The following is a 25184-nucleotide window of genomic DNA, read 5'->3' on the forward strand; positions in this document are numbered from 1 at the left end:
ACACACCACAGGGGCGGCACGCCACGGCACTTTCAACCAATAAATAATTGGTATCAACAAACTTGGCACACTATTGAGTTCTCAAACAACAGGAGCAAACGAATACTCTCCAAAACAATTTCTTCCGAAATCCGCTTTGCTTTTCTTCGCTGCGATGTTTCTACTTTATTTCATTCCTTTTCTTTCTGTCAAATCCGCGTTTCCGCTTCATTTACCTCGAGAAAAGGAACCCATCACAAAAACCCAGCTAATTCGCCTGCGCACTCGGGCGCATGACAGTCGCTGTCTTTTTATCGAAGGGGCTTGTCGCGTTCCGGCCGGCTGTTTCACAACCAGCGGCGGCGACTCAGAAAACATTACACGGCACCGGACGGGCCCGCAAATCGCCGGCGGGTGATGCCCGCCACTGATGCCGAAGGGCCCGCGGCCTCCCCTGACCAGGGGGACTGCGGGCCCTTCGACGTGGCCGGCTGACGTGCGAACGCCCGTGGATTCAGGCAGACACTTCGACCATGGCGAGCGTGCGCTTGCCGCGGCGCATCAACAGGTATTTGCCATGCAGCAACTGCTCGCTCCCGACTGCGGCGTCCGGATCGGTAATCTTCTGGTTGTTAACGTAGGCGCCGCCCTCGGCTACGGTCCGCCGCGCCGCGGAATTGCTGGCGGCCAGGCCCGACTGGACCAACAGGTCGATGATGCCGGTGGTAGCTGCACCGGTCACAGCGCTGGGCAGCTCGGCAGTGGCGGCGACAAGAGTCGCCTCGTCCAACTCGGCCAGGTCGCCCTGCCCGAACAGGGCCGAGGACGCGGCGATCACCTTCTCGGTGGCTGCGGGGCCGTGCACAATCGACGTCACGTCGTAGGCCAACGCACGCTGTGCCTCACGGGCATGCGGCCGTTCGGCTACTGCGCGCTCAAGCGCTTCGATCTCCTCGCGGGAACGGAAGGTAAAGACCTTGAGCCGCTGCACCACGTCCGCGTCGGCAGTGTTGAGCCAGAACTGGTACATGGCGTAGGGGCTGCACATGTCCGCATCCAGCCAGATGGCATTGCCCTCGCTCTTGCCGAACTTGGTTCCGTCGGAGTTAGTGATCAGCGGCGTGCCGACGGCGTGGACAGACTGGCCCTCCACCTTGCGGATCAACTCGATGCCGCTGGTGAGGTTGCCCCACTGGTCGGATCCGCCGGTCTGCAAGATGCAGCCGTACTGCCGGTACAGCTCCAGGTAATCCATGCCCTGCAGGATCTGGTAGCTGAATTCGGCGTAGCTGATCCCCTCGTCCGAGTTCAGCCGGGACGCGACGATGTCCTTCTTGACCATCGTCCCCACGCGGAAGTGCTTGCCGATGTCGCGCAGGAAGTCCAAGACACTCAGTGGCGCCGTCCAGTCCAGATTGTTGACCATTCGCGCGGCGTTCGTACCGTCGAAGTCCAGGAAGCGCTGCACCTGTCCCTGCAGGCGGTCCACCCATTCGGCGACGGTTTCCTTGGTGTTCATGGTGCGCTCGGCGGTAGGTCGGGGATCGCCGACCAGCCCGGTGGAGCCACCTACAAGGCCCAGCGGCTTGTGCCCCGCCAGCTGAAGCCGGCGCATGGTCAGCAGCTGGACCAGGTTGCCCAGGTGAAGGCTGGGTGCGGTGGGGTCGAAGCCGCAGTAATACGTGATCGGGTCCCCCGCCAGCAGCTTCTCCAGTTCGGCTTCATCGGTCGAAACATGGACAAGGCCGCGCCACTTCAGTTCCTGCCACACATTGGCAAAACCAGGGTCGTTGCGTTGGGAAGCCAGAAACGTATTATTCACGGATACCAAATTATCAGCCTTCGATGCCCTCGGGGACGTCGCCTTCGGCCAGCAGCCGGAGCCGCTGGGTCGGACGGGTCATGGCAACATAGAGATCTCCGACGCGGCCGCCGACCCGGTGCAGCAGCTCACCCGGCTCAAGCACTACGACGGCATCGAACTCCAGGCCCTTGGCCTCCTGCGGACCCAGCACGCTGATGTCCTGTTCCATCCCGCCGGCACCGCCGCCCACGCGTGCCCCGTAGGCCGCGGCCAGCGCACTCCGGACGTCCGGCAGGCGGTGGTCGGAGGCAATAACAGCCAACAGACCGCCGTCGGCGGCGGCAAGCTCCTCGGGCATGACCTCCAAAAGCCGTTCGACCATGCGACCCTCCGGCACCCGGTCCACGACCGGCGACCAGCGGCCGTCGCGCACCGCCTTCGGAGCCGTCACGACCAGGCCCGCTGCGTTGGCCATCCGGACGGCGGCCTGCGCAATCTGGGAGGGCGTGCGGTAGTTCACGGTGAGTTCTTCAAGCTGCCAGCGGTCGCCGGCGAACGGCTCGAGCGCCTGCTGCCACGATTCCGCGCCGGCGGGAGAGCTCGTCTGCGCGATATCGCCGACGACGGTGAACGACTTGAGCGGGCAGCGGCGCATCAGCAGCCGCCACTGCATGGCCGACAACTCCTGCGCCTCGTCAACCACAATGTGGCCAAAGGCCCAGGTGCGGTCAACGGCGGCCCGTTCGGCAGCGGTGAAGCGGGTCTGCTGCGCCTGGTTGTAACCGGCCAGGTCCTCGGCGCTGACCACGCCGTCGATCCCGATATCACGCAGCATCTGGTCGACGTTCCGCAGCGACTGCTCCGCATTGGCGACGTCGCGGGCCCGCTCGGCATCTCGCTGGGCCTTGTCACGCCCGGCCGAGGCATCCATGTCCCCGAGCAGCTCCGCGGCTTCATCCAGCAACGGCACATCGGCTTCCGTCCACGGCGCATCCGCGGGGCGCAGCAGCAGCTTGCGTTCGGCGTCCGTCAGATCGGGAGCGGCCGCCTCGAGATGGGCCGGCTTGCTGAGCAGTTCCCTGACCAGCTGTTCCGGGGTCAGCGGCATCCAGCACAGATTAAGCGCCACCCTGACATCGCGCGAGGTGCGCACGTCTTCGATCAGATAGGCACGGTCCGCGTTGGTTCCCGGTCCGGACGATTTCTCCAGTGCCTCCCCCAACTGGTCCGCCAGTTCGCGCAACAGGATTTTCACGAACGTAACCCGGGCCGTGTTGTGTGGTTTGCCGGTCGCCCGTGCCCGGTCGCGGGCCCGTGCCACTTGGCGCGGCGTCAGCGTCAGCATGGTGCCTTCGACGTTAAGCCTGCGCGGTTCCGCCGGAAGCCTCTGCCGGTTGGCCACTGCGTTGGCCACGACGCCGGCCATGTCCAGGCGGCCTTTGATCTCGGCCACGGCCGGGTTGCTCTCGGACACGGCCCGTACGCCGGGCATCAGGCCGCCCAGGGTGGACATCACCACTCCGGTCTCGCCCAGCGAGGGAAGCACCCGCTCGATGTACTTCATGAAAGAGTTCGATGGCCCCACCAGCAGCACGCCGGCCGACTTCAGCCGTTCGCGGTGCGAATACAACAGGTAGGCCGCCCGGTGCAGGGCGACGGCGGTCTTGCCCGTACCGGGACCGCCCTGCACCACGAGGATCCCCGGCATCGGGGCCCTGATGATGCGGTCCTGTTCGGCTTGGATAGTGCCGACAATGTCGGACATGGCTCCGGTCCGCTTCGAATTCAGCGCCGCCAACAGGGCCCCTTCGCCCTGCAGGACCCCGTCCTCGGAGAGCATGGTCGGATCCAGCACGTCGTCTTCGATGCCCTTGACCTGGTGCCCCTGCAAAATCAGGTGCCGGCGCCGCCGGACTCCCAGCCGTTCGAAGGCCGTAGCCTGGTAGAACGCCCCGGCTTCGGGGGCCCGCCAGTCCACCATCAGCTGCTGCAGGTCTGCCGTGCTGAGTCCGATCCGCCCGATGTAGCGGCGGTCGCCGTCGTCCAGATCAAGTCGGCCGAACACCAACCGGTCGTCCACGGCGTTCAGTTGCGCCAGCCGGTCTTCGTACATGGTGGCGAACGCGTCGCGCTCGGAGATGTTCTGCATGCTTCCCACGGCGCCGCTGCTGCGGACGCGGGCCAACTGTTCCTGTTTCTCGGCGCGCAGTTCTTCCAGCCGACGGTACAGCCCCGCCACATAGGCGCGCTCAAGTTCTAGCTCGGCATGGGCCGAAGGCGATTCAGGCATACGTGTTCCCTCCCCAAAAGGCAGACCGTCCATTCTACTACCGGCGCGCCAAATTTTCTTCCGCCGGAACGACCGCGGGCGGGTGGGCACGCACCCTTTCGCCAAGGACGCAATAGCCGGGGCTATTCACGCACCAGCGAGCGGATGCGGTGTCCGGTCAGGGCAGACCTGCCCCGCAGGGCCGAGAGCTCGAGGACCACGCCGAATCCGGCAACCTGCACCCCTGCCCGTTCGAAGAGACGGCACGCCGCGCCGAGGGTCCCGCCGGTGGCCAGCACATCGTCCAGAATCAGGACGCGCGAACCCGGCACCAGTTCATCGGCATGGATTTCCAACGTGGCCGTGCCGTACTCCAGCGCGTAGTCTTCGGAAATCGTCCTGCGCGGCAGTTTGCCTTTCTTGCGCACAGTGATGACCCCGGTGCCCGAGGCATACGCGGCCGCGGCCGACAGCAGGAAGCCGCGGGCCTCGACACCGGCGACGGCGTCGAATTGGCCCTCGAACGGGTCGATTAGGGCATGCACCAAGGCGTGCAGCGCCTCGCCGTCGGCAAATACGGGAGTAAGGTCCCGGAAGATGATCCCTGGCTTCGGATAGTCCCGAACCGTTTCAGAAAGACGGTTGACCATGGCTTCAACTGATTCGCGGGGACGTTCATTCACCCGTCTACCCTACCCGCTGCCGGCGCGCCGGCGCGGCTTCGCGGCCCGGTACTGCGAGACCGTCGGGTCCCCTTCAAGCCAGAAACGCCATGGGTAGGCCGCGGTGCCGCCCTCGCCGCTCACGCCCACCCGCGGTCCGGTCCGCACATGCTGATGGGAGGCCCGGACTGCCGGCCGTGCGAGTTCCAGTTCCCCCTGGGCGAAGGCCCTGCCGTTGTCGGCAAGCGTCAGCCCCAGGGCAGTGGCCAGCCGGGCCGGCCCCCGTGCCAGTTCCGCATCGTTTTTGGCCGAAGCACGCCGGCTTCGGGCAAGGTCAAGGCCTTGGGTGATTTCACCGGCGCGGAGCAGGGCCCCGGTGGCCTGGCCGTCATGGCCGCACACGATATTCACGCAATGGTGCATGCCATAGGTGAAGTAGACATAGATGTGGCCCGGCGGGCCGAACATCGCCTTGTTGCGGTTTGTCGGGCCGCGGAAGCCATGCGATCCCGGGTCGTGCTCGCCCATGTAGGCCTCTACCTCGGTGAGCCGTACGGCTACTGTTCCCTCGGGCGTGGTGTGTGTCAGGCGGGCGCCGAGCAGCCCCGGAGCAACGTCCACGGCGGGCCGGGCAAGCCAGTGAAGTAACGCTGCGTCCACTAGGCCGGCTGCACCCGCTGGTAGAAGCGCGTCAGGGCTTCGAGCCGGTGGGCCGAATCATGCACATGGCCGCCGCCCAGCACCGTGGCGAGGGCATCCAGCCGCGCGTGCCAGCGGGCCATTAGGGCTTCGGGCGATATCTCTCGCCCGATGTTGTGCACCAGCAGCAGGCGGGTCTTGCCGTCGGCCGGTTCCAGCATCCAGTGCACGGTTCCGCTGCCCTCCGGAGCGGTCCAGGTGTAGTCGAGACGGCTGCCGGCGAGCACATACTCAACGTCCCCCTCAACCGTCCGTTCCGGCAGGGTGAATTCGACGGCGCCGCCGGTCTGCAGCTCCACGCGGCCGGGGCCCAGCCACTTGCCGAACAGATCCGGCTCGGTCAGGGCCGCCCAGACCTCCGTTGCGGCGGCGTCGAGCAACCGTTCGAAACGCAGGCTTGTGCGCCCCGAATCCTTTTGGGCGGTGCCCATCGAGTGCGAGAGCCGGAAGTGGCGGGCATAGGCCTCGCGCAGCCGTGCCCATCGACCGGGCTCCGGGTTTGACGGCCGCCCGCCAGCGACGGCGGCGAGTGCGTCCAGGATTGTTTGCCAGCCCGCGCTGCCTTCGGTCAGGAAGTCCGGCCCCTCGGCGCGCGAGCGGAACTGCAGCAAGGTACCGCCGTCGCTCTCCAGCACCCGCCATTCGATGACCGCTTCCTGCCCCAGCTCATCCTCCCAGCTGATCTGCAGGCTGAGCGGCGGATTCAGCTGCAGGACCGTACCGCTGGTGGTGCCGCCGCCCAGATCCAGCTCATAGGTATGGCCCAGCTGCCAGTCGGCGTCCAGCGTCCCGAGCCATTTAGCGACGTTGTCCTTTTCCGCCAGAAGGCTCCAGATGTAGCTGCGCGGGTAATCGAGCTGTCGGTCGAAGGCCAGGACGTAGTCCCCGTCAACCCGCTCGATCCGACCCTCCGGCACCAGCTTTTCCTCGTCCTGGCTCAGCGTCGACATGCTCGCTCCCTCGGCTCAGTGGCTCTCGACCCGTCGCTTCACAAACTACCGCAGCACTATTTGCTACCGGCCGGTAACTTACCCGTGCCGGGGTGCGGACGGCTCAGGGGCGGCCGCCGGAGACGTAGCCGCGTGCGCCGTCCAGCGCTGCCTCAAGCGCCGCGATCTGGGCGGCCACGGCGGTCGGGGCGGTGCCGCCCTGCGAACTGCGGCTGGCCAGCGAACCTTCGACCGTGAGCACTTCACGCACCTGTGGAGTCAGCTGCGGGGAAATAGCCGCGAATTCCTCGTCCGTCAGGTCCCAGAGTTCAACTCCGCGGCTTTCGGCCTGTCTTACGGCGGCACCGGACAGCTCGTGAGCTTCCCGGAACGGAATGCCCTGACGGACCAGCCATTCGGCGATGTCGGTGGCGAGCGCGAAGCCTTGCGGGGCCAGCGCCTCCAGCCGCTCGGTATTGAAGACAAGGGTTTCGATCATGCCGGCGACGGCGGGCAGCAGCAGCTCCAGGGTGTCTGCCGCGTCAAAGACCGGTTCCTTGTCTTCCTGCAGGTCACGGTTGTAGGCCAGCGGCAGGCCCTTGAGCGTGGCCAAGAGCCCCGTCAGGTCGCCGATCAGCCGGCCGGCCTTGCCGCGGGCCAATTCCGCGACGTCCGGATTCTTCTTCTGCGGCATGATCGAGGAGCCCGTGGAATAGGCATCGTCCAGCGTCACGAAGGAAAATTCCTTGGTGGCCCACAGGATGACTTCTTCCGATATCCGGGACAGGTCCACGCCGATCATGGCCGCGACCCAGCTGAATTCGGCAAAGACGTCCCGCGCGGCAGTTCCGTCGATCGAGTTCCAGGTTGCGGAGTCGAAGCCGAGGTCCGCCGCGACGGCGTTGGGATCCAGGCCGAGCGAGGAACCGGCCAGGGCACCGGAGCCGTAGGGAGAGACGGCGGCCCGCTTGTCCCAGTCCGCCAGCCGCTGGACGTCCCGCAGCAGCGCCCAGGCGTGGGCCAGCAGGTGATGGGACAGCAGCACCGGCTGCGCGTGCTGAAGGTGGGTGCGGCCCGGCATGGCAACCTCCGGATACCGGCGGGCCTGGGTGAGCAGCGCATCGATGGTTGCCAGCACTCCCCCCGCGATGATCCGTGCGTGGTCGCGCAGGTACATCCTGCCCAAGGTGGCGATCTGGTCGTTGCGGGACCGTCCGGCCCGAAGTTTTCCGCCCAGCTGGGCGCCGGCCCGTTCGATCAGCCCGCGCTCCAGGGAACCGTGCACGTCCTCGTCCGACTCGGCCGCCACATACGCGCCCGACCGCACGTCGTCGTCGAGCCGGTCCAGGGCGGCGAGCATGCCTTGCAGTTCGGCGTCGTCGAGCAATCCGGCCTGGTGCAGGACCTTGGCGTGGGCCCGGGAACCTGCGATGTCGTACTGCGCCAGGCGCCAGTCGAAATGCGTGGACTTGCTCAACGCGGCCAGGGCATCGGCCGGGCCGCCGGCGAAGCGGCCGCCCCAGAGGGCGCCTTCGTTGGTGTGCCCGGTGGGGCTCTTCGGTTCCTGCGTCACGTTGTGTCTTCCCTTTCCGCCAGGTTGCCCTGGTGACGGTTCCGCACCCGGCCGTGCCGGCCGGCGGAGATGGCTCGTTGTGCCGGCTTCCGCGCCGGCGTCCGCTGCTCCTGCTGCTGCTGCTGCTGCTGCGACTAGGTTATGGGGTTCAGGCGTTGCGCGAGGATTCGTCGGCGAACTGCAGGAACCGTGCGGCGAGCGCCGCTCCGCCGGCCGGATCCCGAGTCACCAGCAGAACGGTGTCGTCGCCCGCAATTGTGCCCAGGACCGACGGCATGACCGAGTGGTCGATGGCCAGCGCCAGGAAGTTGGCCGCCCCCGGCGGTGTCCGCAGGACCACCAGGTTTGCGGAGGCCTCGGCGGTGACCAGCAGGTCGGCACAGAGCCTGGCCAGCCGGGCGTCCAGGATCTCCTGGGTGACACCGCTCTGCGGCGTGCGTTCCCCGCCCTCGCCGGGCACCGCGTAGATCAGCCCGCCGTCCTGGCCGCGCACCCGTACCGCACCCAGTTCCACCAGGTCCCGCGAGAGCGTGGCCTGGGTTACCTGGACACCCTCGTCCGCCAGCCGGGCGGCCAGTTCCGCCTGCGAGCGCACCGACTCGCCGGTGAGGATCGCGGTGATCTTGGCCTGGCGGGCGGTCTTGGTGGCCGGCATCGTGTTCACCGCCGTCAGCTCCCGGCCAGTGGAGCCAGCGACGACCGGTCCATCAGCCATGCCATGAGCGCCTTCTGGGCGTGCAGCCGGTTCTCCGCCTCGTCCCACACCACCGACTGGGGGCCGTCGATGACCTCGGCGGCGATCTCGTAGCCGCGGTAGGCGGGCAGGCAGTGCAGCACGACGGCGTCGTCGGCTGCCAGCTTCAGGGCCGCCTGGTCCACGGCGTAGTCCTTGAACAGTTCCAGCCGCTCCGCCTTCTCCTCTTCCTGCCCCATCGAGACCCATGTGTCCGTGGCGACGACGTCGGCCTCCGCCAGCGCCTTGGCGGGATCCGTGGTGACCAGAACCGAGCCGCCGGTTTCGGCGGCGCGTGCTTCGGCTTCGGCCACGACCGACGCCGCCGGGAGGTGCCCGGCGGGTCCGGCGATCCGCACGTGCATCCCCGCCGTCGCTCCCGCGAGCAGGTACGAGTTGGCCATGTTGTTGGCCGCATCGCCCAGATAGGTCAGGGTGAGTCCGGCCAGCTTGCCTTTGTGTTCCTGCACCGTCAGCAGGTCGGCCAGCAACTGGCAGGGGTGGTAGTCGTCGGAGAGCGAGTTGATGACCGGCACACGGGACAGCGCCGCCATCTCCTCCAGCCCGGCATGGGCGTAGGTCCGCCAGACGACCGTGGAGACCATCCGTTCCAACACCTTGATGGTGTCGGAGACGGACTCTTTGTGTCCCAGCTGCGATTCGCCGGGATTAATGACCAGCGGCACCCCGCCCAGGTCCGCGATTCCGGCGGCGAAGGACACCCGGGTGCGGGTGGAGGTCTTGTCAAAGATCACGGCCACGGTCTTACGTCCCGCCCCGTCGCCGGCATACGGCTGGTAGCGGTAGGGGGACCGCTTCATGTCGGCGGCCAACTGCAGCACTTCCGCCTGTTCGGCCGGGCTGAGGTCGGTGTCCTTCAGGAAGTGGCGGGTCATGATGCGTCCTTGCTGGTAGCGGCGGCCAGGGCAGCCGCGGTGGTCAGGATGTCCGGCAGCGCGGCGGTGAACCGGGCGGCCTCTTCGGCGGTCAGGATCAGCGGCGGGGCCAGCCGCAGCGTGCGCGGGCCGGGATTGTTGATGATGAAGCCGGCTTCCAGGGCGGCGGCCACCGCGGCAGCGGCGATGTCGGCATCCAGGTCGATCCCGATCAGCAAGCCCTCGCCGCGGACCTCGGCGACGTGTTCCAGGCCGGCCAGCTCCGCGCGCAGCCGCTCCCCCAGTCCGGAGGCGTGGGCCAGCAGCCCGCGCGACTCGATGGCCTGCAGCGTCGCCAGGCCTGCCGCCGTCGCCACCGGGTTTCCGCCGAACGTCGTTCCGTGCTGGCCCGCCGTCAGGAGTCCGGAAGTAGTTGCCCCGAAGGTGATCAACGCGCCGACGGGCAGCCCGCTGCCCAGGCCCTTGGCCAGGGTGATGGCATCCGGGACGATCTGCTCGCCACCGGCCACGCCGCCCTGGAACGCGAACCAGTTGCCGGTGCGGCCGACGCCGGTCTGCACCTCGTCCAAAATCAGCAGCGCGCCCGCGGCCTTGGTAGCTTCGCGCGCCGCCTTCAGGTAGCCCGCGGGCAGCGGCCGGACGCCCACCTCCCCCTGGATTGGTTCCAGCACGACGGCGGCCACGGACTCGTCGACGGCGGCGCGGAGGGCCTCCTCGTCACCGAAGGGAAGGTGGACCACGCCGCCGGGCAGCGGTTCGAACGGTTCGCGGTAGGACTCCTTGGCCGTCAGCGCCAAAGCCCCCATGGTCCGGCCGTGGAAAGCGCCCTCCAGGGCCAAAATCTTGCTCCGGGTGGGGCTCGAGTTTCGCCGGGCCAGCTTGAACGCCGCTTCGTTGGCTTCGGTGCCGGAGTTGGCAAAGAACACCTTGGAACCTGCCGGAGCGGCGGCGAGCTGCAGCAACCGCTCCGCCAGCGCAATCTGTGCCGGGCTGGTGAAGAAGTTGGAGACGTGGCCGAGGGTGGACAACTGGGCGGCCACGACCCCGGTCAGGAACTCGTCCGCGTGGCCGAGCGCGTTCACCGCGATCCCGCCGAGCAGGTCCAGGTATTCCCTGCCGTCCGCGTCCCACACGATGCAGCCCTTGCCGCGCACCAAGACGCGCTGCGGGGTTCCGAAGACCCCCATCAGCGACCCGCGGTATTTCTCCAGCAGCTGCCGGTTGTCCAGGCCTTCCAGTGCTTCCAGCCCGGCGAGGCCGGCGGCCGGGGAAACGGTATGCGGGGTGTTCATGCTGCGTCTCCGTCCGGGACGACCTGGGTGCCGATGCCGGCCGCGGTAAAGATTTCCAGCAGGATCGAGTGCGGCATCCTGCCATCGACGACGGCGGCGCGCTCCACTCCCCCGTCGACCGCCTTGAGGCAGGCTTCCATCTTGGGAATCATGCCGGACTGCAGCCGCGGCAGCAGCTCGCGCAGCTCCCCCGCCGTCAGCGACGAGATCAAGGAGGACTTGTCCGGCCAGTTGGCGTACAGCCCCTCGACGTCGGTGAGGATGACCAGCCGTGAGGCGTGCAAGGCGTCCGCCACCGCAGCGGCCGCGGTATCGGCGTTGACGTTGAGCACCTGGTTGGTGCCTTCGCCGTCGCCGCCGATTTCCGGTGCCACGGTGGAGATCACCGGGATGCGCCCGGCGTCGAGCAAATCCAGGATGGCGGACGGGTTGACGCCGACGACTTCGCCGACCAGGCCCAGGTCGATGTCTTCGCCGTCCACCACGGTGCCCGTGCGCACCGCCTGCAGCAGCCCGCCGTCTTCACCGGAGAGGCCCACGGCGTACGGCCCGTGCGAATTGATCAGGCCCACCAGTTCCCGTCCGACTTGTCCGGTGAGCACCATGCGCACCACGTCCATGGCCTCGGGGGTGGTGACCCGCAGTCCGCCCTTGAACTCGGACTCGATGCCCAGCCGCGAGAGCATGGCGTTGATCTGCGGTCCGCCGCCGTGGACGACCACCGGCTTGATGCCGGCGTGGTGGAGGAAAACGATGTCTTCGGCGAACGCCTGCCGCAGTTCATTGTTGACCATGGCGTTGCCGCCGTACTTGATCACCATGGTGGTGCCGGCGAACCGCTGGATCCAGGGCAGGGCCTCGATCAGCGTGGCGGCCTTGTCCTGGGCCATCAGCATCGTGTTCATCTCGGTCCTCAGCTGGAGTAGGCGGAGTTCTCATGCACGTATTCGTGCGTGAGGTCGTTGGTCCAGATGGTTGCGGTCTCGCTGCCGGCATTAAGGTCGATCACCACGGCCACGTCGCGGCCGTTCAGGTCCACCAGGTCGCGCGGTTCGCCCACGCCGCCGTTTCGGCAGACCTGCACGCCGTTCATGCTGACGTTGAGCTGGTCCGGCTCGAAGGCGGCGTCGGTCGTGCCCACCGCGGACAGCACGCGGCCCCAGTTCGGATCTTTGCCGAAGATGGCGGTCTTGAACAAATTGGAGCGGGCCACTGCGCGGCTGACGGTTTCCGCATCCCGCTCGGAAGCGGCGTTGATCGTGGTGACCGCGATGTCGTGGCTGGCGCCCTCGGCATCGGTAATCAGTTGCCGCGCCAGCTCCGCGCAGACGCCGGTCAGCGCCGCGGTGAAGTCCTCCAGCGCGGGAATGGCCCCGGAAGCGCCCGAAGCCAGCAGCACCACCGTGTCGTTGGTGGACATGCAGCCGTCGGAATCCGTCCGGTCGAAGGTCAGCCGCGTGGCCTCGCGCAACGCCACCTGCAGCGCCGGCGGTGCGAGTTCGGCATCCGTGGTGATGACCACCAGCATGGTGGCCAGGCCCGGGGCCAGCATGCCGGCGCCCTTGGCCATGCCGCCGATGCTGTACCCGCCGCCGGTGAACAGGGCCTGCTTGGAAACGGAATCGGTGGTCATGATGGCTTCGGCCGCGTCGGCGCCGCCGTCGGCGGACAATGCCGCTGCAGCAGCTTCGACACCCGGCAGCAGCTTGTCCATCGGCAGCTGCTCGCCGATCAGCCCGGTGGAACATACGACCACGTCGCCCGAGGAAATACCGAGCAGGGCTGCGGTTTTCTCGGCGGTGGCGTGGGTGTTCTGGAAGCCCTCGGCCCCGGTGCAGGCATTGGCACCGCCGGAATTCAGCACCACCGCGTCCACGCGGCCGTCGCCGACCACCTGCCGCGACCAGTGCACGGGAGCGGCCGCCACGCGGTTCGAGGTAAAGACTGCCGCCGCCGCCCGCTGTGGTCCGTCGTTGACCACCAGCGCGACATCGGGCTTGCCGGAGGCTTTCAGGCCGGCGGTGGCACCGGCGGCACGAAATCCCTGTGGTGCGGTAACGCTCACGGTGCTATCCCCTGCTGGGTCAGGCCGGCGGTCTCGTCGAGGCCGAGGGCGATGTTCATGGACTGGATGGCGCCGCCGCCGGTTCCCTTGGTGAGGTTGTCGATGGCGCAGGTGACGACGGCGCGGCCCGCGTGCTCGTCGAAGGCCAGCTGCAGGACGGCATGGTTGCTGCCCTGCACCGACTTGGTATTCGGCCACTGGCCCTCGGGCAGCAGGTGCACGAACGGTTCATCAGCGTAGGCGGCCTCCCAGGCGCGGCGCAGCGACGCGGCATCCGTACCGGGTTTGATGCGCGCCGTGGCGGTGGTCAGGATGCCGCGGCTCATCGGCGCGAGGGTGGGAGTAAACGAGATCGTGACCGCCTCGCCGGCGGCCGCCGAGAGCCCCTGCTCGATTTCCGGAGTGTGCCGGTGTCCGCCGCCAACCCCGTAGGGGCTCATGCCGCCCATTACTTCCGAACCGATCAGGTGTACCTTCGCGGACTTGCCGGCCCCCGAGGTGCCGGACGCGGCGACAATCACCACGTCACCGGGCTCCAGCAGCCCGGCCGCGAAGCCCGGGGCCAGCGCCAGCAGCGAACTGGTGGGATAGCAGCCCGGGACGGCGATCCGGCGGGCGCCGCGCAGCTTTTCCCGGTGCCCGGGAAGCTCCGGAAGGCCGTAGGGCCAACTGCCGGCGTGGGCGGTGCCGTAGAACTTCTCCCAGGACACCGGGTCCACCAGCCGGTGGTCCGCGCCCGCATCCACCACCAGGGTGTCTGCCGGCAGCGCGGCGGCGATCTCAGCGCTGGCGCCATGCGGCAGCGCCAGGAACACCACGTCGTGCCCGGCCAGGTTCTCGACGGTTGTGTCGACCAGGACTTTGTCCGCCAGCGCATGCAGGTGCGGCTGCAGTTCCCCCAACCGCGAACCGGCACTGCTGTGGGCGGTGACGGCTCCGACGGAGACCTCGGGGTGGTTCGCCAGCAGGCGGAGGACCTCGCCGCCCGCGTAACCGCTGGCGCCGGAGACTGCAACCTTAATTGTCATGGCATCCAGCATACAGCAAGACTATGCACTGGAGAGGATAATTATGCATCGTCCTGCATGCCCTGCCGGCGGAAACGGCGGGCCGGGGCGCGGACGTTAGCGCCTACGATGGGTTCTGAGCCGGCCGGCCCTCAGCGGCCAGATTCCACCGCCGGCACCGACTGTCCCGAGTACCTTAAGGAGACCCTACATGGCCAAGGCGATCGTGGCCGCCGCACCCGGCGGTCCGGAAGTACTGCAACTGCGCGAGGTCGACACCCCCCGGCCCGGCCCGGGCCAGCTGCTGGTCAAAGTTGCCGCGGCGGGTGTGAACTTCGTCGAGACCTATGAGCGCAGCGGCGTCTACAACGTCCCGTTTCCGTACACGCCCGGCTCCGAAGCCGCCGGCACGGTCGAGGCCGTCGGCCCGGGGGTCGACGGCTTCGCCCCCGGTGACCGCGTCGCCTTCGCCGAGGGCGACCGCACCTACGCTGAGTTCACCGTGGTCTCCGCCGACGCGGCGCTCCCGGTGCCGGAAGGCGTGGACGACGACGTGGCGGCCGCCATCCCGCTGCAGGGCATGACGGCGCATTACCTCATTAACTCCAGCTTCAGGGTCCAGCCGGGCCAGACCGTACTCACCCATGCGGGTGCCGGCGGAGTAGGCCTGATCCTGACGCAGCTGCTCAAAGCCAAGGGCGCCCGCGTGATCACCACGGTGTCTACCGACGAAAAGGAAGAACTGGCCCGCAGCGCCGGCGCGGATGAGGTGCTCCGCTACGACGGCTTTGCCGGACAGGTGCGCGAACTGACCGCCGGCACCGGGGTGGACGTGGTGTACGACGGCGTCGGCAGGGACACCTTCGACGGTTCGCTGGCCAGCCTGCGCACCCGCGGCATGCTCGTGCTCTTCGGCGGCGCGTCGGGCCAGGTGCCCCCGTTCGACCTGCAGCGGCTCAACCGGGGCGGCTCCTTGTTCGTCACCCGCCCCAACCTCGCCGACCATCTGCTCACGCCGCAGGAGCGGCGCTGGCGCTCCAGCGAATTGTTCGACGCCGTCCTGTCGGGCCGCCTGGACATCCGGATCGGCCGGACATATCCGCTGGCCGAGGCGGCGCAGGCACACGAGGACCTGCAAGCCCGCCGCACCACGGGCAAGCTGCTGCTGGTTCCGTAAGGGCGGCCCCCGGTTGCCGTCGACGCCCGCCCTCGCTGCCGGCGCCGGCGGTCCCGGCGCCGGCGGAGGAGGAGGAAATTGCCGCGGACGGGGAGTGCGGGCGGAGCGCCTGCCCTCCCCGTTCAGCCCTGGACAGCCGCAGTTTCCCGGTAGGTGATTTTCGGGTCGGCCGACCCGCCAACGGCCAGCGCCGCGGCGAGGCCGGGCGGCACTTCCCCGCCGGCATCCGCGAGGGTGAGGTCCAGCAGTTGCAGCCCGGGACGGTCTCCCGCTTCCCCGGGCCAGCCGGACAGCTGGGGTTCGCCGTCCGCACCGGCGACGCCGATCGTATCGGGCGGCAGCCGCAGGCCGTGGCCTGTCGACTTCAGCACGGCCTCTTTCCTGGTCCACAGCCGGGCCCGCAGCAGGCGCGGGTCGGCTGCCTGCTCCACCAGGGTCCGCTCCGCGTCCGTGAGCATGACGGCGTCGATGTTGTCCTCCGGCCGAAAAGCGTCCGCCCAGGCGTCTTCGATGTCGACTCCGAGCAGCACGGGCCGGAAGGACAGCGCGGCCAGCAGCCAGCGGCCCGAGCGGGCGTAGCTCAGGCGGGCGGGGGCCGGAGCGCCGTCCAGCAGCAGGTGCGGCTGGCCATGCCGGCCATCGTTGCCCCGCGTGCATTGGCGGCAGTCGAAGGCGAGCCGCATCCGGTCGGGGTCGACGTTCAGTTCCCGCGCCGCCAGCAGGCGGACGGCTTCGCGGTTGTGGGCGCGGACGCTGGGGCGCCGGTCCGGCCCGCTGGCGGCCGGGAACCCGTTTGGCAGCTGCACCAGCTGCAGTATCACCTGGGCCTTCATGCGTTCCTTTTCCCTTTCCCCCACGACGGCGGGGCCCACCTGCGCCGGTGGGCCCCGCCGTCGTCATTCATGGCAGTAACCGGTTACCGCTGAACGGCACCGCAGCGGGCTGCGGCCAGCTCCACGGCCTGGGCCCGTGCCGCGGAGGCCTCGTCGGCGGTCAACGTGCGGTCATTCGCCCGGAACCTGAGCCCGAAGGCCAGCGACTTCTTCCCGTGCTCGATCCCGGGGCCCGCATAGACGTCGAACAGGGCCACATCTTCCAGCAGTTCACCGGCGCCTTCACGCAGCGCCTCGCGGACTGCTTCGGCCGGAACCGACGAATCGACGACGAGCGCTACGTCCTGGGTGGAGACCGGGTAGGTGGACAGATGCTTGGCCACAATCACATCGGCGGCGGCCTCAAAGAGTGCCTCGCCGTTCAGTTCCATGGCGGCAGTCCGCGCCGGCAGGTCCCCGTCCTGGAGCAGCTTCGGATGCAGCTCGCCGGCGTAGCCGACGACCTCGCCGGTGCGCAGGGACAACTGCGCGGTCCGGCCGGGGTGGAAGGCCTGGTGCTGTCCCTGGGCGACGACCAGTTCAATGCCGAGGACGTCGCCGACGGTCAGTGCGGCGTCCAGTGCGTCCGACCATTCCCAGTGGCGGGGCGTGAACCCTGCGCCCGGTGCCGCCTCGTGCCCGATCAGGACCGCGGCCACATGCCAGGGCTGGTCCGGGATCCCTGCCTGCAGTTCCTCGAGCACCTCGTCCGACGGCCTGGCGCCCAGCGGGGGCAGGACCGGAGACCCGATCTTGCCGCCGGGCAGGAACACCAGGCCGCCTTCGTACAACGCCAGATCGCGGAAGCCGCGGGAATGGTTGCGCCGTGCAGTCTCCAGCAGTCCCGGCAGCAGGCTGGTGCGCAGGTACCCGAATTCGGCGGAGATCGGGTTCGCCAGCTTGACGGCGGCCGCACCGGAGCCGGCCTCGGTAGTTCCGAACGTTTCGTTCTGCCCGGTGGAAACGAAGGGGTAGCTGAGCACCTCGGTCAGGCCGGCGTCCGCCAGGGACTGCAGCACGCGGCGGCGCTGCTGCTGCCCACGGGACAGGCCGCGCCCCGGCGGGGCCACCGGCAGGGTGGCCGGAATCCGGTCATAGCCCACCAGCCGGGCTATTTCTTCGACCAGGTCCTCCTTGATGGCCAGGTCGGGCCGCCAGCTGGGCGCCGTGACGCGCAGGCCGCCGTCGTACCGTTCGAAGGAAGCGCCGATGCCGGTCAGGGCGGATTCAATCTGCCCTGCCGTGTACTCGAAGCCGATGAGGCGGGAGGCGAAACCGTCGGGCAGGTCGATCTCGACGGGTGCCGGACGTGACCCGACATCCGTCGCGGCGGTGTCGGCCGTGCCGCCGGCGAGTTCGACCAGCAGGTCCACGGCGCGCTGCGCCGCCTCATCCGCAATTTCCCAGTCCACTCCGCGCTCATTGCGCTTGGACGCCTCGGACGGCAGCTTGTGGCGGCGCCGGGTGCGGCCCATGGAGACGTCGTCGAAATGGGCGGACTCAATCAGCACATTCGCGGTTCCGTCCCCGACCTCGGTTTCGGCACCGCCCATCACCCCGGCCAAACCGATGGCGCCGCGGTCATCCGTAATCAGCAGGTCCTCGGTGGAGAGCCGGCGCTCCTTGCCGTCCAGGGTCACCAGGGTCTCGCCCGGATTGGCCCGGCGGACCACGATCGGGCCCTGGAGTTTGTCCGCGTCATAGAAGTGCAGCGGCTGGCCCAGTTCCAGCATCACGTAGTTGGAAATGTCCACAACCAGCGAAATGGAGCGCATGCCGGCCAGGCGCAGCCGGGAGGCCATCCACTGGGGCGTGGGCCGCGACGGGTCGACGCCGCGGACCGTGCGTGCCACGAAGCGGTCGCAGCCGGGCTTGCCGTAGACCGGGGACTGGTCTTCGAGCCGGACGGGGTGGCCCTCGCCGGCCGCTTCGGGAACAACGACGCGGCTGGCCGGGTCGACGAATTCGGTGCCGGTGGCCAGCGCGTATTCACGGGCCACCCCCCGAATGGAGAAGCAATAGCCGCGATCCGGCGTCACGTTGATCTCGGCCGCCTCGTCGGTCAGGCCGAGCAGTTCCATCGCGTCGGTGCCGATCTCCGGGTCGAGTCCCAGCCGGGAGAGCACGATGATGCCGTCGTGGTCCTCGCCGATGCCGAGCTCTCGGGCGGACGCGATCATGCCGGCGGACGTGTGGCCGTAGGTTTTGCGCGGGGTGATCCGGAAATCCCCCGGCAGCACCGCGCCGGGCAACGTCACCACGACTTTGTCGCCCACCTCGAAGTTGTGGGCTCCGCAGACGATGCCCTGCACGCCGGACGGGTCGATGCCGTCGCCGCTGAGCGGCTGGCCGGCGCCTTCGGGCGCCACACGCACCTGGCACCAGTTAATGGTCTTGCCGTTTGACTGCGGCTCCTTGACCAGGTCGAGGACCTGTCCCACCACGATCGGTCCGGAGATCGAATCGGACGGACGGTGAACGTCCTCTTCTTCGAGTCCGACCTTGACGAGGTCGGCCATAACGTCCTCGGCGGTGGCGTCTGCGGGAACCTGCGCGTACTCGCGCAACCAGGAAAGGGGAATACGCATAGTTCTAGATCTCCATCCCGAAGTGCTGGCTGAAGCGGATGTCGCCTTCGATCATGTCGTGCATGTCCGGGACGTCGTTGCGGAACATGAGGGTGCGTTCGATGCCCATGCCGAAGGCGAAACCCGAGTAGACCTCCGGATCGATGCCGGCAGCGCGCAGCACATTGGGGTTGACCATGCCGCAGCCGCCCCACTCGATCCAGCGGGGGCCGCCCTTGGCGCCCGGATGCCAGATGTCCATCTCCGCGGAGGGCTCGGTGAACGGGAAGTAGGCCGGGCGCAGGCGGATCTTGGCCTCGGCGCCGAACATCTGCCGCGAGAAGTGCTCCAACGTGCCGCGCAGGTCGGCCATCGTGAGCCCCTTGTCCACGGCCAGGCCTTCAAACTGGTGGAAAACAGGCGTATGGGTCGCGTCCAGTTCATCGGTGCGGAACGTCCGGCCCGGGCACAGCACGTACACGGGCAGGTCCCGTTCCAGCATGGAGCGGACCTGCACCGGCGATGTGTGGGTCCGCAGCACCAGGTGCGCCTCGGGCGGTTCCACGAAGAAGGTGTCCTGCATCTCCCGTGCGGGGTGGTCCGGCTTGAAGTTCAAGGCGTCGAAGTTGAACCACTCGGATTCCACCTCCGGCCCCTCGGCGATCTCCCAGCCCATGCCGACGAAGATGTCGCTGACCCGTTCCTGCAGCGTGGATAGCGGGTGCCGGGCACCGGCGCGGCGGCGGCGCGGAGCCGCGGTAACGTCCACTGCCTCCTCGACGAGGATCTGCGCCTCCCGTTCGGCCTCCAGTTCGGCGGTGCGGGCGGCCAGCGCCTGGTTGATGCGCCCGCGGGCCGGACCCACGATCTTGCCGGCCGCCGCCTTGTCCTCCTTGGCCAGCTTGCCGATTTCGCGGTTGGCCAGGCTAAGCGGGGACTTCTCGCCGGCGTGGGCGAGCCGGGCAGTCTTGAGCCCGTCCAGGTCGGAGGCAGCCTTGAAAGCCATCACCGCCTGCTCGACGGCGGCGGCTACCGCGGCTTCGTCGAGGGGGCTCGGCACGGGTGGCTCCTGGACTGGGGGTGTCACGTCAGACATGTGCTGTGGGGACCTCGGAATAGGTTAAAGGGTTTCCGCCCGCGTACGGGCAACCAGTCCAGTCTAGTTCACGGGCCGGCACCGACCCGAAACGCTTACGATGGGCCCATGACGCCGTCCGAGAAGCTGCGTGCCGCCTGGAACCTGCTCAACGGCTCCACCCTGTTGGGGCTGACCCTCGCCGCCGCGGTCCGCTGCAGCCTTCATCCCGGACCCCATGGCCTGATCCTGGCCCACGGCTTTCGGCCCGGGCTGCCGAAGGCCGCTGCCTTTACCGTGGGCAACGTGGTGCTGTTCCGCGACGCTGCGGCCGGGCTGGCCGGCAATCCGGTGCTGCTGGGCCACGAATCCCGCCACAGCAGCCAATATGCCTGGTGCCTGGGCCTGCCGTTCCTGCCGCTATACGGCTTCGCTGCCGCCTGGTCGTGGTGGCGGACCGGCGACCCGGCGTCCCGGAACATCTTCGAGCGGCTGGCCGGGCTGCAGTCGGGCGGCTACACGGAGCGGCCGGTGCGGCGGAGGACTGGACCGCGCGGCTCGCGGACCGTGCGGGCGGCCGGCTGAATTCCCTGCGGAAGCCCCCTCCTGGCCCTGTCGCCCGGTTCGAAGATGTGTTCTACTTAAAACATGAGGTGGTCCTCCCAGCAAGCGGAACCAGGCGCACTGCTCCCGTTGTCCGGACTCGTCCGGAGCGTCCAGACCCCCGGTTTCGCCGGCATCACATTCCATGAGGTCATGGCCAAGTCGGCGCTGAACCGCGTGGGCGCCGGCTCGCGGATGCCGTTCGAATGGACCATCAACCCCTACCGTGGCTGCAGCCACGCGTGCGTGTATTGCTTCGCCCGCAAGACGCACAGCTACCTCGATTTGGACACCGGACTGGATTTTGACAGCCAGTTGGTGGTCAAGGTGAACGTGGGCGAGGTCCTCCGCCGCGAGCTTGCCAAACCGTCGTGGAAGCGCGAACACGTGGCCATGGGCACCAACACCGATCCTTACCAGCGGGCCGAGGGCCGCTACAAGCTGATGCCGGAGATCATCAAGGCCCTGGCCGGGTCAGGAACCCCGTTTTCGATCCTGACCAAGGGCACCTTGCTGGCCCGTGACCTGCCGCTGCTGCGTGCGGCGGCCGGGGACGTCGAGGTCGGCATGGGGATTTCGCTCGCCATGACCGACGCCGGACTGGCCCGCCGTGTGGAGCCGGGAACACCCGCGCCGCGGGCCCGGCTCGAGCTGATCGCCAAGCTCAGCGACGCCGGCCTGCCGTGTTCGGTGATGGCCATGCCGATCCTGCCCTGGCTGACGGACTCGGAGGACGCGCTCGACGGGCTGTGCGCGGCCGTTGCGGCAGCCGGGGCCACCAGCATGACGGCGGGCGCGCTGCACCTTCGTCCCGGCGCCAGGGAATGGTATCTGCAATGGCTGGCCAAGGAATACCCGCAACTTGTGGGCAAGTACCGCCGCCTCTACGACGGCGGCACGTATGCCGCCAAGGACTATCGGGTCTGGCTGGCGGACCGGGTCCGGGAAGCCAAGCGCCGGCACGGATTGGAAAACGCTGCCCGGCTGCGCGACGTGCCCGTGCGGCCACCGGCGGAAAGTCCGGCAGCGCCGTCGGGCACGCCGGCCGCAGCGGGACAGGCGACGTTGTTCTAAGTGTCCGGGCAACGCTTCGGCCCCGGCAGGACGACGGGTACCGGCGGGAGCCGTTACGCGGGACGGGCGGCGGTGCGGCCTGCAGCGGTCAGCACGGCTTCGAGGATCGGAAAATCGGCGGGAATCCACGGCAGGGCCGCGGCTTCTGCCGCCTCCAGCCGGACCCAGCGCAATTCGTCGTGATCTTGCAGCGGCTTCGGCAGCCCGTCGGTGATGTAGGCACACCATACGCGCATGGCCGCCGCCTCATTCAGCGGCCAGCCCTGCGGGAGCGGACCGGAGACTTCGACTCCCAGCTCTATTCCGACCCCCAGTTCCTCGCGGATTTCGCGGCGCAGGGCGTCTTCGCAGCTCTCCCCCGGCTCCACCTTGCCGCCGGGAAACTCCCACAGGCCGGCCAGCGCCTCCGGCGCGGTGCGCCGGGCGGCCAGTAATCTGTTCGGGGCGTCGCGGGCGTCGAGGATGGCTGCGCCGACAATCTGTTTCAGGCTCGTTTGCACGCGGTTCAGTCTACGGGGCGGGTCCGGCCCGGTTCCCACGGCCCCGGACTATGCCGCAGACCACAGGCCACACGGGTCCGGAATGGGATGCCGTGCCGCCGCGTTGCCGTACAGTGGCAGCCGGCGCCCGCAACTGCCGCCCGTGCCCAGGCCCCGGCATGCAGGCTTGCGCCGGCGCCCAGTTGTCCGTCCGACCGAAAGCCGATCATGAATTCCCCGACACTCGTCACCGCACGGAGGCAGACCGAAAACCGCCGGACGGCGTGGGCCATCGTCGCCTTGGCCATGGGCGGCTTCGGCATCGGCACGACGGAATTTGCCATCATGGGCCTGCTGCAGAATGTGGCGGCCGGTTTGGACGTCTCCATCCCGGAGAGCGGGCACCTGATTTCCGCCTATGCCCTGGGCGTGGTGGTCGGCGCGCCGCTACTCGCAGCCCTCGGAGCCAAGCTTCCGCACAAGCACATGGTCCTGGGGCTGATGGTCCTGTTCACGCTCGGGAACCTCTCGTCGGTGTTCGCGCCCGACTACGCCACGATGCTGGCCACCCGGTTCATTTCCGGCCTTCCGCACGGCGCCTATTTCGGCGTGGCCGCCGTCCTGGCCGCCTCGCTGGTCTCGCCGACCCGCCGCGCGCAGGCGGTCGCCATGGTCATGCTCGGGCTCTCGGTGGCCAACGTCGTCGGCGTCCCGTTGGTCACCTGGCTGGGCCAACAGTACGGCTGGCGCCTGATGTTCGTGGCCGTGGGCATCGTCGGCGCGGTGACGATACTGATGCTCCAGCGCCTGGTTCCCTTCACCCCCGCGCACGCGGAGGCCGGCATCCGTCGGGAACTCGGCGCCCTGAAACGGATCCAGGTCTGGTTGGCGCTGTTGATCGGTGTCGTCGGCTTCGGCGGATTTTTCGCGGTGTATTCCTACATCAGCCCGACCATGACCGAAGTGACAGGCCTCGCCCCGGCCGCCCTGCCGCTGATTGTCGGCCTCTACGGCCTGGGCATGGTCGTCGGCACCTTCATCGGCGGCAAGTTGGCGGACCGCTCGGTGATGGGGACCATCTACCAGGTGATGACGGCAATCATCGTGATTTTGGTGTTCTTCTGGGCGGCCTCATCCATTGCCGCCCTGGCAATTCCCCTCGTGTTTCTCCTCGGGGCCGCAGGATCGAGCCTGATCCCGGCCCTGCAGACACGCCTGATGGACGCCTCCCCCAACGCCCAGACCCTGGCCGCCTCGCTGAACCATTCGGCGTTGAACATGGCCAATGCCCTCGGTGCTTTCCTGGGCGGCCTCGTGATCTCCTGGGGCTGGGGATATGCCGCGCCGGCGCTGGTCGGCGCCGGGCTGGCATCCTTGGGGCTGGTGATCGCCGCTCTCAGCGGGGCGCTCGAGAAACGGCGCAGCCTCGCCTGAGGCGGATCGTGCGGCGGGCCGGCCGGCCAACAGCTAGCCTGCAGGCCCGCGTCGACGCTGGGACCTCGCGGAGGCGTACAGGCAGACGGTGGCCGCCGTGCCGACGTTCAAGCTTTCGGCCTGGCCGTAAACCGGCACGGCGACCCGGTGGTCCGCGGCGGCCAGTTCTTCCGACGACAACCCTTGGGCTTCGTTCCCGAAGAGCCAGGCGGTAGGCGCTGCCAGATCCGGCAAACTGCCGGCCACGCCCTCGTCCCCGGCCGCGGGAGTTTCTCCCAGCCGGGCCAGGGCGCTGCGGTCCTGCAAATCGTCCAGATCGAGGGTGCCGTAGCCGTCGGCTGCCAGCATGGTTGCACCGGCGGCGCGCACGGCCGCCGCCACGTCACCGAAATCGTGACCGTTCACCACCGGAAGGTGGAAGAGTGATCCGGCCGTGGAACGGACGGCCTTGGGATTGTAGATGTCCACGCTGGAGTTGGTCAGGATCACGGCATCGGCGCCGGCGGAATCGGCGGCCCGCAGGATGGTGCCGGCGTTGCCCGGGTCCTGCACGCGGACCATGACCGCCAGCAGCAGGGGTTTGCTTTGCAGGACCTCGTTCAGCGGACGGTCCAGGTAGTGGCAGACGGCCACGATCCCCTGCGGGTTGACCGTGTCTGCCATTGCCGCCAGCACCGCATCGGTGGCCAGCCGCAGCGGCACGCCGTCGGCGAGGTCCGCCAGTTCAGGCGAGCGGTCCAGGCAGGCTTCGGTGGCGAAGACCTCGGCCACGATGCCGCTGTTTCCGGCGCCAAGATGCGCCCGGTGGGCGGACAGGGCCTCGCGGACAGCCTGCGGGCCTTCGGCCAGGAATTGGCGGCGCTTTAAACGCACCGAGCGCCCGGCAAGCTTTGCCACGTCCCTGACCCGATCGGCTCGGGGGTTGGACATGATGGCTTGCGGGCGCCCGGTAGTGCTCATACAGCGACTATAACGTCGCCACATAAGCGTTTATGCATCCGGTGCTTATTCGGCAACCTTCTGGCGGGCCTCGCCGCCGGCGGGCTCGAAACCGGCGGCCTTGGCGGCCTCCACGGACTCGAACCAGTACACGGGAGTGGTGTTCTCGTACCAGGTGGAGCCCGGGACGTGGTACTTCTTGGACTGGTTGCCCTTGATGGTGTATCCGGCGGGAGCGTCCTCGCCGTCAACAGCCTTCACGGCGCCGGCAACTTCTCCGCCTTCAGCGGCGGGCGCGGCAGCCTTGGCGGCGGCCGGAGCGGTCTTGGCGGCGGCGACAGGCTTGGCGGCGGCGGTCTGGCGCTCTGCCGGAGCCGAAGTGTCGGCCGGCAGGGCGTCCTTGGCTACCTGCACCAGAGCGGCGAAGGCGCCGGCGTCGGACACGGCCAGCTCGGCCAGCATGCGGCGGTCGACCTGGACCTCGGCGGCCTTCAGGCCCTGGATGAGGCGGTTGTAGGTCAGGCCGTTGGCGCGGGAGGCAGCGTTGATGCGCTGGATCCACAGGCGGCGGAAATCACCCTTGCGCTTGCGGCGGTCGCCGTAGCTGTACACGAACGAGTGCAGCAGCTGTTCCTTGGCCTTGCGGTACAGGCGGGACCGCTGTCCGCGGTATCCGGCAGCCCGGTCCAGAATGACCCGGCGCTTCTTGTGGGCGTTGACCGCCCGCTTCACACGTGCCACGTGCGTACTCCTTTTGATGATTGGTGCCCGGTGCTCGGCCGCCGCGATCGGCGGCCGGGGGCAAAACTAGCTGGATGGCCCTTGCGGCGTCGCCGCGCGGACCAGAGGGGAGAAAATCAGATGCCGAGCATCTTCTTGATGTTGCGCACGTCGGCCGGAGCAACGATCTTGTCACTGGCAAGGCGTCGGGTCAGCGTGGAAGGCTTGTGCTCCAGGTAATGGCGGCGGTTGGCCTGCTGGCGCTTGAGCTTGCCGCTGCCGGTGAGCTTGAAGCGCTTCTTGGCGCCGCTGTGGGTCTTCTGCTTCGGCATGGCT

At 68.3% G+C, this 25184-nt stretch carries 24 protein-coding genes; 5 read left to right on the forward strand and 19 right to left on the reverse strand.

Features of this window, described 5'->3' with window-relative positions; genetic code table 11:
• Positions 1-276 (forward strand): hypothetical protein (locus AC5RTY_RS12420; RefSeq protein ID WP_494050279.1); only part of this gene is annotated, 276 nt, incomplete at its 5' end.
• Between the two features lie 217 nt (positions 277-493).
• On the opposite strand, the gene tyrS is transcribed toward AC5RTY_RS12420, so the two are convergent.
• The 12 genes from tyrS to argC form a co-directional block, all read right to left on the reverse strand.
• On the reverse strand, positions 494-1810 hold the full coding sequence (tyrS, locus tag AC5RTY_RS12425; RefSeq protein ID WP_494002362.1) for a tyrosine--tRNA ligase: 1317 nt from the start codon (positions 1808-1810) through the stop codon (positions 494-496).
• A 4-nt stretch (positions 1811-1814) separates the two neighbouring features.
• Positions 1815-4073, reverse strand: a complete 2259-nt coding sequence (locus AC5RTY_RS12430; protein ID WP_494139623.1) for a HelD family protein — start codon at positions 4071-4073, stop codon at positions 1815-1817.
• Between the two features lie 122 nt (positions 4074-4195).
• The gene (locus AC5RTY_RS12435; protein ID WP_493977814.1) at positions 4196-4702 is read right to left on the reverse strand and encodes an adenine phosphoribosyltransferase; all 507 of its coding nucleotides are present in this window, start codon (positions 4700-4702) and stop codon (positions 4196-4198) included.
• Between the two features lie 42 nt (positions 4703-4744).
• Entirely contained in the window at positions 4745-5374 is a 630-nt protein-coding gene (locus tag AC5RTY_RS12440; RefSeq protein ID WP_494002364.1) for a DNA-3-methyladenine glycosylase, read from the reverse strand.
• Complete coding sequence (locus tag AC5RTY_RS12445) at positions 5374-6363, reverse strand: SRPBCC domain-containing protein (protein WP_494002365.1); 990 nt, start codon at positions 6361-6363, stop codon at positions 5374-5376. The genes AC5RTY_RS12440 and AC5RTY_RS12445 overlap by 1 nt, the downstream gene beginning before the upstream one ends.
• A gap of 103 nt (positions 6364-6466) precedes the next feature.
• Entirely contained in the window at positions 6467-7915 is a 1449-nt protein-coding gene (gene argH / locus AC5RTY_RS12450) for an argininosuccinate lyase (protein WP_494002366.1), read from the reverse strand.
• 148 nt (positions 7916-8063) lie between these two features.
• Entirely contained in the window at positions 8064-8630 is a 567-nt protein-coding gene (locus AC5RTY_RS12455; RefSeq protein ID WP_494002367.1) for an arginine repressor, read from the reverse strand.
• On the reverse strand, positions 8585-9544 hold the full coding sequence (argF, locus tag AC5RTY_RS12460) for an ornithine carbamoyltransferase (protein ID WP_494026334.1): 960 nt from the start codon (positions 9542-9544) through the stop codon (positions 8585-8587). Before argF ends, AC5RTY_RS12455 begins: the two co-directional genes overlap by 46 nt.
• Positions 9541-10836 carry an acetylornithine transaminase gene (locus tag AC5RTY_RS12465; RefSeq protein WP_494026335.1) on the reverse strand — a complete coding sequence of 432 codons (1296 nt, stop codon included), beginning with the start codon at positions 10834-10836 and terminating at the stop codon, positions 9541-9543. Before AC5RTY_RS12465 ends, argF begins: the two co-directional genes overlap by 4 nt.
• Complete coding sequence (gene argB, locus AC5RTY_RS12470) at positions 10833-11741, reverse strand: acetylglutamate kinase (protein ID WP_494026336.1); 909 nt, start codon at positions 11739-11741, stop codon at positions 10833-10835. Before argB ends, AC5RTY_RS12465 begins: the two co-directional genes overlap by 4 nt.
• An 8-nt stretch (positions 11742-11749) precedes the next feature.
• Complete coding sequence (argJ, locus tag AC5RTY_RS12475; protein WP_494026337.1) at positions 11750-12901, reverse strand: bifunctional glutamate N-acetyltransferase/amino-acid acetyltransferase ArgJ; 1152 nt, start codon at positions 12899-12901, stop codon at positions 11750-11752.
• A complete protein-coding gene (argC, locus tag AC5RTY_RS12480) occupies positions 12898-13929 on the reverse strand; it encodes an N-acetyl-gamma-glutamyl-phosphate reductase (protein WP_494026338.1) in 1032 nt (343 codons plus the stop codon). The genes argJ and argC overlap by 4 nt, the downstream gene beginning before the upstream one ends.
• Positions 13930-14119: 190 nt before the next feature.
• Here argC and AC5RTY_RS12485 point away from each other — a divergent pair, with 190 nt between their 5' ends.
• A complete protein-coding gene (locus AC5RTY_RS12485) occupies positions 14120-15085 on the forward strand; it encodes a quinone oxidoreductase family protein (RefSeq protein ID WP_494023837.1) in 966 nt (321 codons plus the stop codon).
• 122 nt (positions 15086-15207) lie between these two features.
• On the opposite strand, the gene AC5RTY_RS12490 is transcribed toward AC5RTY_RS12485, so the two are convergent.
• The 3 genes from AC5RTY_RS12490 to pheS all read right to left on the reverse strand — a co-directional run bounded on the left by AC5RTY_RS12490 (position 15208) and on the right by pheS (position 19620).
• Positions 15208-15918: a 4'-phosphopantetheinyl transferase family protein gene (locus AC5RTY_RS12490; protein WP_494026339.1), complete on the reverse strand. Its 711-nt coding sequence runs from the start codon at positions 15916-15918 to the stop codon at positions 15208-15210.
• 83 nt (positions 15919-16001) lie between these two features.
• Positions 16002-18545: a phenylalanine--tRNA ligase subunit beta gene (pheT, locus tag AC5RTY_RS12495; RefSeq protein WP_494026340.1), complete on the reverse strand. Its 2544-nt coding sequence runs from the start codon at positions 18543-18545 to the stop codon at positions 16002-16004.
• A 4-nt stretch (positions 18546-18549) separates the two neighbouring features.
• Entirely contained in the window at positions 18550-19620 is a 1071-nt protein-coding gene (pheS, locus tag AC5RTY_RS12500; RefSeq protein ID WP_494026341.1) for a phenylalanine--tRNA ligase subunit alpha, read from the reverse strand.
• Positions 19621-19728: 108 nt separating this feature from the next.
• Here pheS and AC5RTY_RS12505 point away from each other — a divergent pair, with 108 nt between their 5' ends.
• Together AC5RTY_RS12505 and AC5RTY_RS12510 are read left to right on the forward strand one after the other, a co-directional pair.
• Positions 19729-20184, forward strand: coding sequence for a hypothetical protein (locus AC5RTY_RS12505; protein WP_494026342.1), 456 nt, complete (start codon positions 19729-19731; stop codon positions 20182-20184).
• Positions 20185-20247: 63 nt separating this feature from the next.
• The gene (locus tag AC5RTY_RS12510) at positions 20248-21276 is read left to right on the forward strand and encodes an Rv2578c family radical SAM protein (protein WP_494026343.1); all 1029 of its coding nucleotides are present in this window, start codon (positions 20248-20250) and stop codon (positions 21274-21276) included.
• 53 nt (positions 21277-21329) lie between these two features.
• Here the strand turns inward: AC5RTY_RS12510 and AC5RTY_RS12515 are convergent, their stop codons facing one another.
• Positions 21330-21776: a (deoxy)nucleoside triphosphate pyrophosphohydrolase gene (locus tag AC5RTY_RS12515; protein ID WP_494002379.1), complete on the reverse strand. Its 447-nt coding sequence runs from the start codon at positions 21774-21776 to the stop codon at positions 21330-21332.
• A 207-nt stretch (positions 21777-21983) separates the two neighbouring features.
• On the opposite strand from AC5RTY_RS12515, the gene AC5RTY_RS12520 reads away from it, so the two are divergent.
• Positions 21984-23189, forward strand: a complete 1206-nt coding sequence (locus AC5RTY_RS12520; protein WP_494026344.1) for an MFS transporter — start codon at positions 21984-21986, stop codon at positions 23187-23189.
• Between the two features lie 33 nt (positions 23190-23222).
• Here the strand turns inward: AC5RTY_RS12520 and AC5RTY_RS12525 are convergent, their stop codons facing one another.
• The 3 genes from AC5RTY_RS12525 to rpmI form a co-directional block, all read right to left on the reverse strand.
• Positions 23223-24149: a TrmH family RNA methyltransferase gene (locus tag AC5RTY_RS12525; RefSeq protein WP_494139624.1), complete on the reverse strand. Its 927-nt coding sequence runs from the start codon at positions 24147-24149 to the stop codon at positions 23223-23225.
• Positions 24150-24194: 45 nt separating this feature from the next.
• Positions 24195-24869, reverse strand: coding sequence for a 50S ribosomal protein L20, sunset domain variant (rplT, locus tag AC5RTY_RS12530; protein WP_494139625.1), 675 nt, complete (start codon positions 24867-24869; stop codon positions 24195-24197).
• Positions 24870-24985: 116 nt separating this feature from the next.
• Positions 24986-25180, reverse strand: coding sequence for a 50S ribosomal protein L35 (gene rpmI / locus AC5RTY_RS12535; protein WP_493977772.1), 195 nt, complete (start codon positions 25178-25180; stop codon positions 24986-24988).
• Between the last annotated feature and the right edge of the window lie 4 nt (positions 25181-25184).

This window comes from Arthrobacter sp. Y3224055 (assembly GCF_059090825.1).

Excerpts from the sequence above, each read along its gene's own strand:
- AC5RTY_RS12430 (WP_494139623.1), bottom strand. The coding sequence starts at position 4,073 with ATGCCTGAATCGCCTTCGGCCCATGCCGAGCTAGAACTTGAGCGCGCC.
- AC5RTY_RS12435 (WP_493977814.1), bottom strand. The coding sequence starts at position 4,702 with ATGGTCAACCGTCTTTCTGAAACGGTTCGGGACTATCCGAAGCCAGGG.
- AC5RTY_RS12445 (WP_494002365.1), bottom strand. The coding sequence starts at position 6,363 with ATGTCGACGCTGAGCCAGGACGAGGAAAAGCTGGTGCCGGAGGGTCGG.
- AC5RTY_RS12455 (WP_494002367.1), bottom strand. The coding sequence starts at position 8,630 with ATGGCTGATGGACCGGTCGTCGCTGGCTCCACTGGCCGGGAGCTGACG.
- argF (WP_494026334.1), bottom strand. The coding sequence starts at position 9,544 with ATGACCCGCCACTTCCTGAAGGACACCGACCTCAGCCCGGCCGAACAG.
- AC5RTY_RS12465 (WP_494026335.1), bottom strand. The coding sequence starts at position 10,836 with ATGAACACCCCGCATACCGTTTCCCCGGCCGCCGGCCTCGCCGGGCTG.
- argB (WP_494026336.1), bottom strand. The coding sequence starts at position 11,741 with ATGAACACGATGCTGATGGCCCAGGACAAGGCCGCCACGCTGATCGAG.
- argC (WP_494026338.1), bottom strand. The coding sequence starts at position 13,929 with ATGACAATTAAGGTTGCAGTCTCCGGCGCCAGCGGTTACGCGGGCGGC.
- AC5RTY_RS12485 (WP_494023837.1), top strand. The coding sequence starts at position 14,120 with ATGGCCAAGGCGATCGTGGCCGCCGCACCCGGCGGTCCGGAAGTACTG.
- AC5RTY_RS12490 (WP_494026339.1), bottom strand. The coding sequence starts at position 15,918 with ATGAAGGCCCAGGTGATACTGCAGCTGGTGCAGCTGCCAAACGGGTTC.
- pheT (WP_494026340.1), bottom strand. The coding sequence starts at position 18,545 with ATGCGTATTCCCCTTTCCTGGTTGCGCGAGTACGCGCAGGTTCCCGCA.
- pheS (WP_494026341.1), bottom strand. The coding sequence starts at position 19,620 with ATGTCTGACGTGACACCCCCAGTCCAGGAGCCACCCGTGCCGAGCCCC.
- AC5RTY_RS12505 (WP_494026342.1), top strand. The coding sequence starts at position 19,729 with ATGACGCCGTCCGAGAAGCTGCGTGCCGCCTGGAACCTGCTCAACGGC.
- AC5RTY_RS12510 (WP_494026343.1), top strand. The coding sequence starts at position 20,248 with ATGAGGTGGTCCTCCCAGCAAGCGGAACCAGGCGCACTGCTCCCGTTG.
- AC5RTY_RS12520 (WP_494026344.1), top strand. The coding sequence starts at position 21,984 with ATGAATTCCCCGACACTCGTCACCGCACGGAGGCAGACCGAAAACCGC.
- AC5RTY_RS12525 (WP_494139624.1), bottom strand. The coding sequence starts at position 24,149 with ATGAGCACTACCGGGCGCCCGCAAGCCATCATGTCCAACCCCCGAGCC.
- rpmI (WP_493977772.1), bottom strand. The coding sequence starts at position 25,180 with ATGCCGAAGCAGAAGACCCACAGCGGCGCCAAGAAGCGCTTCAAGCTC.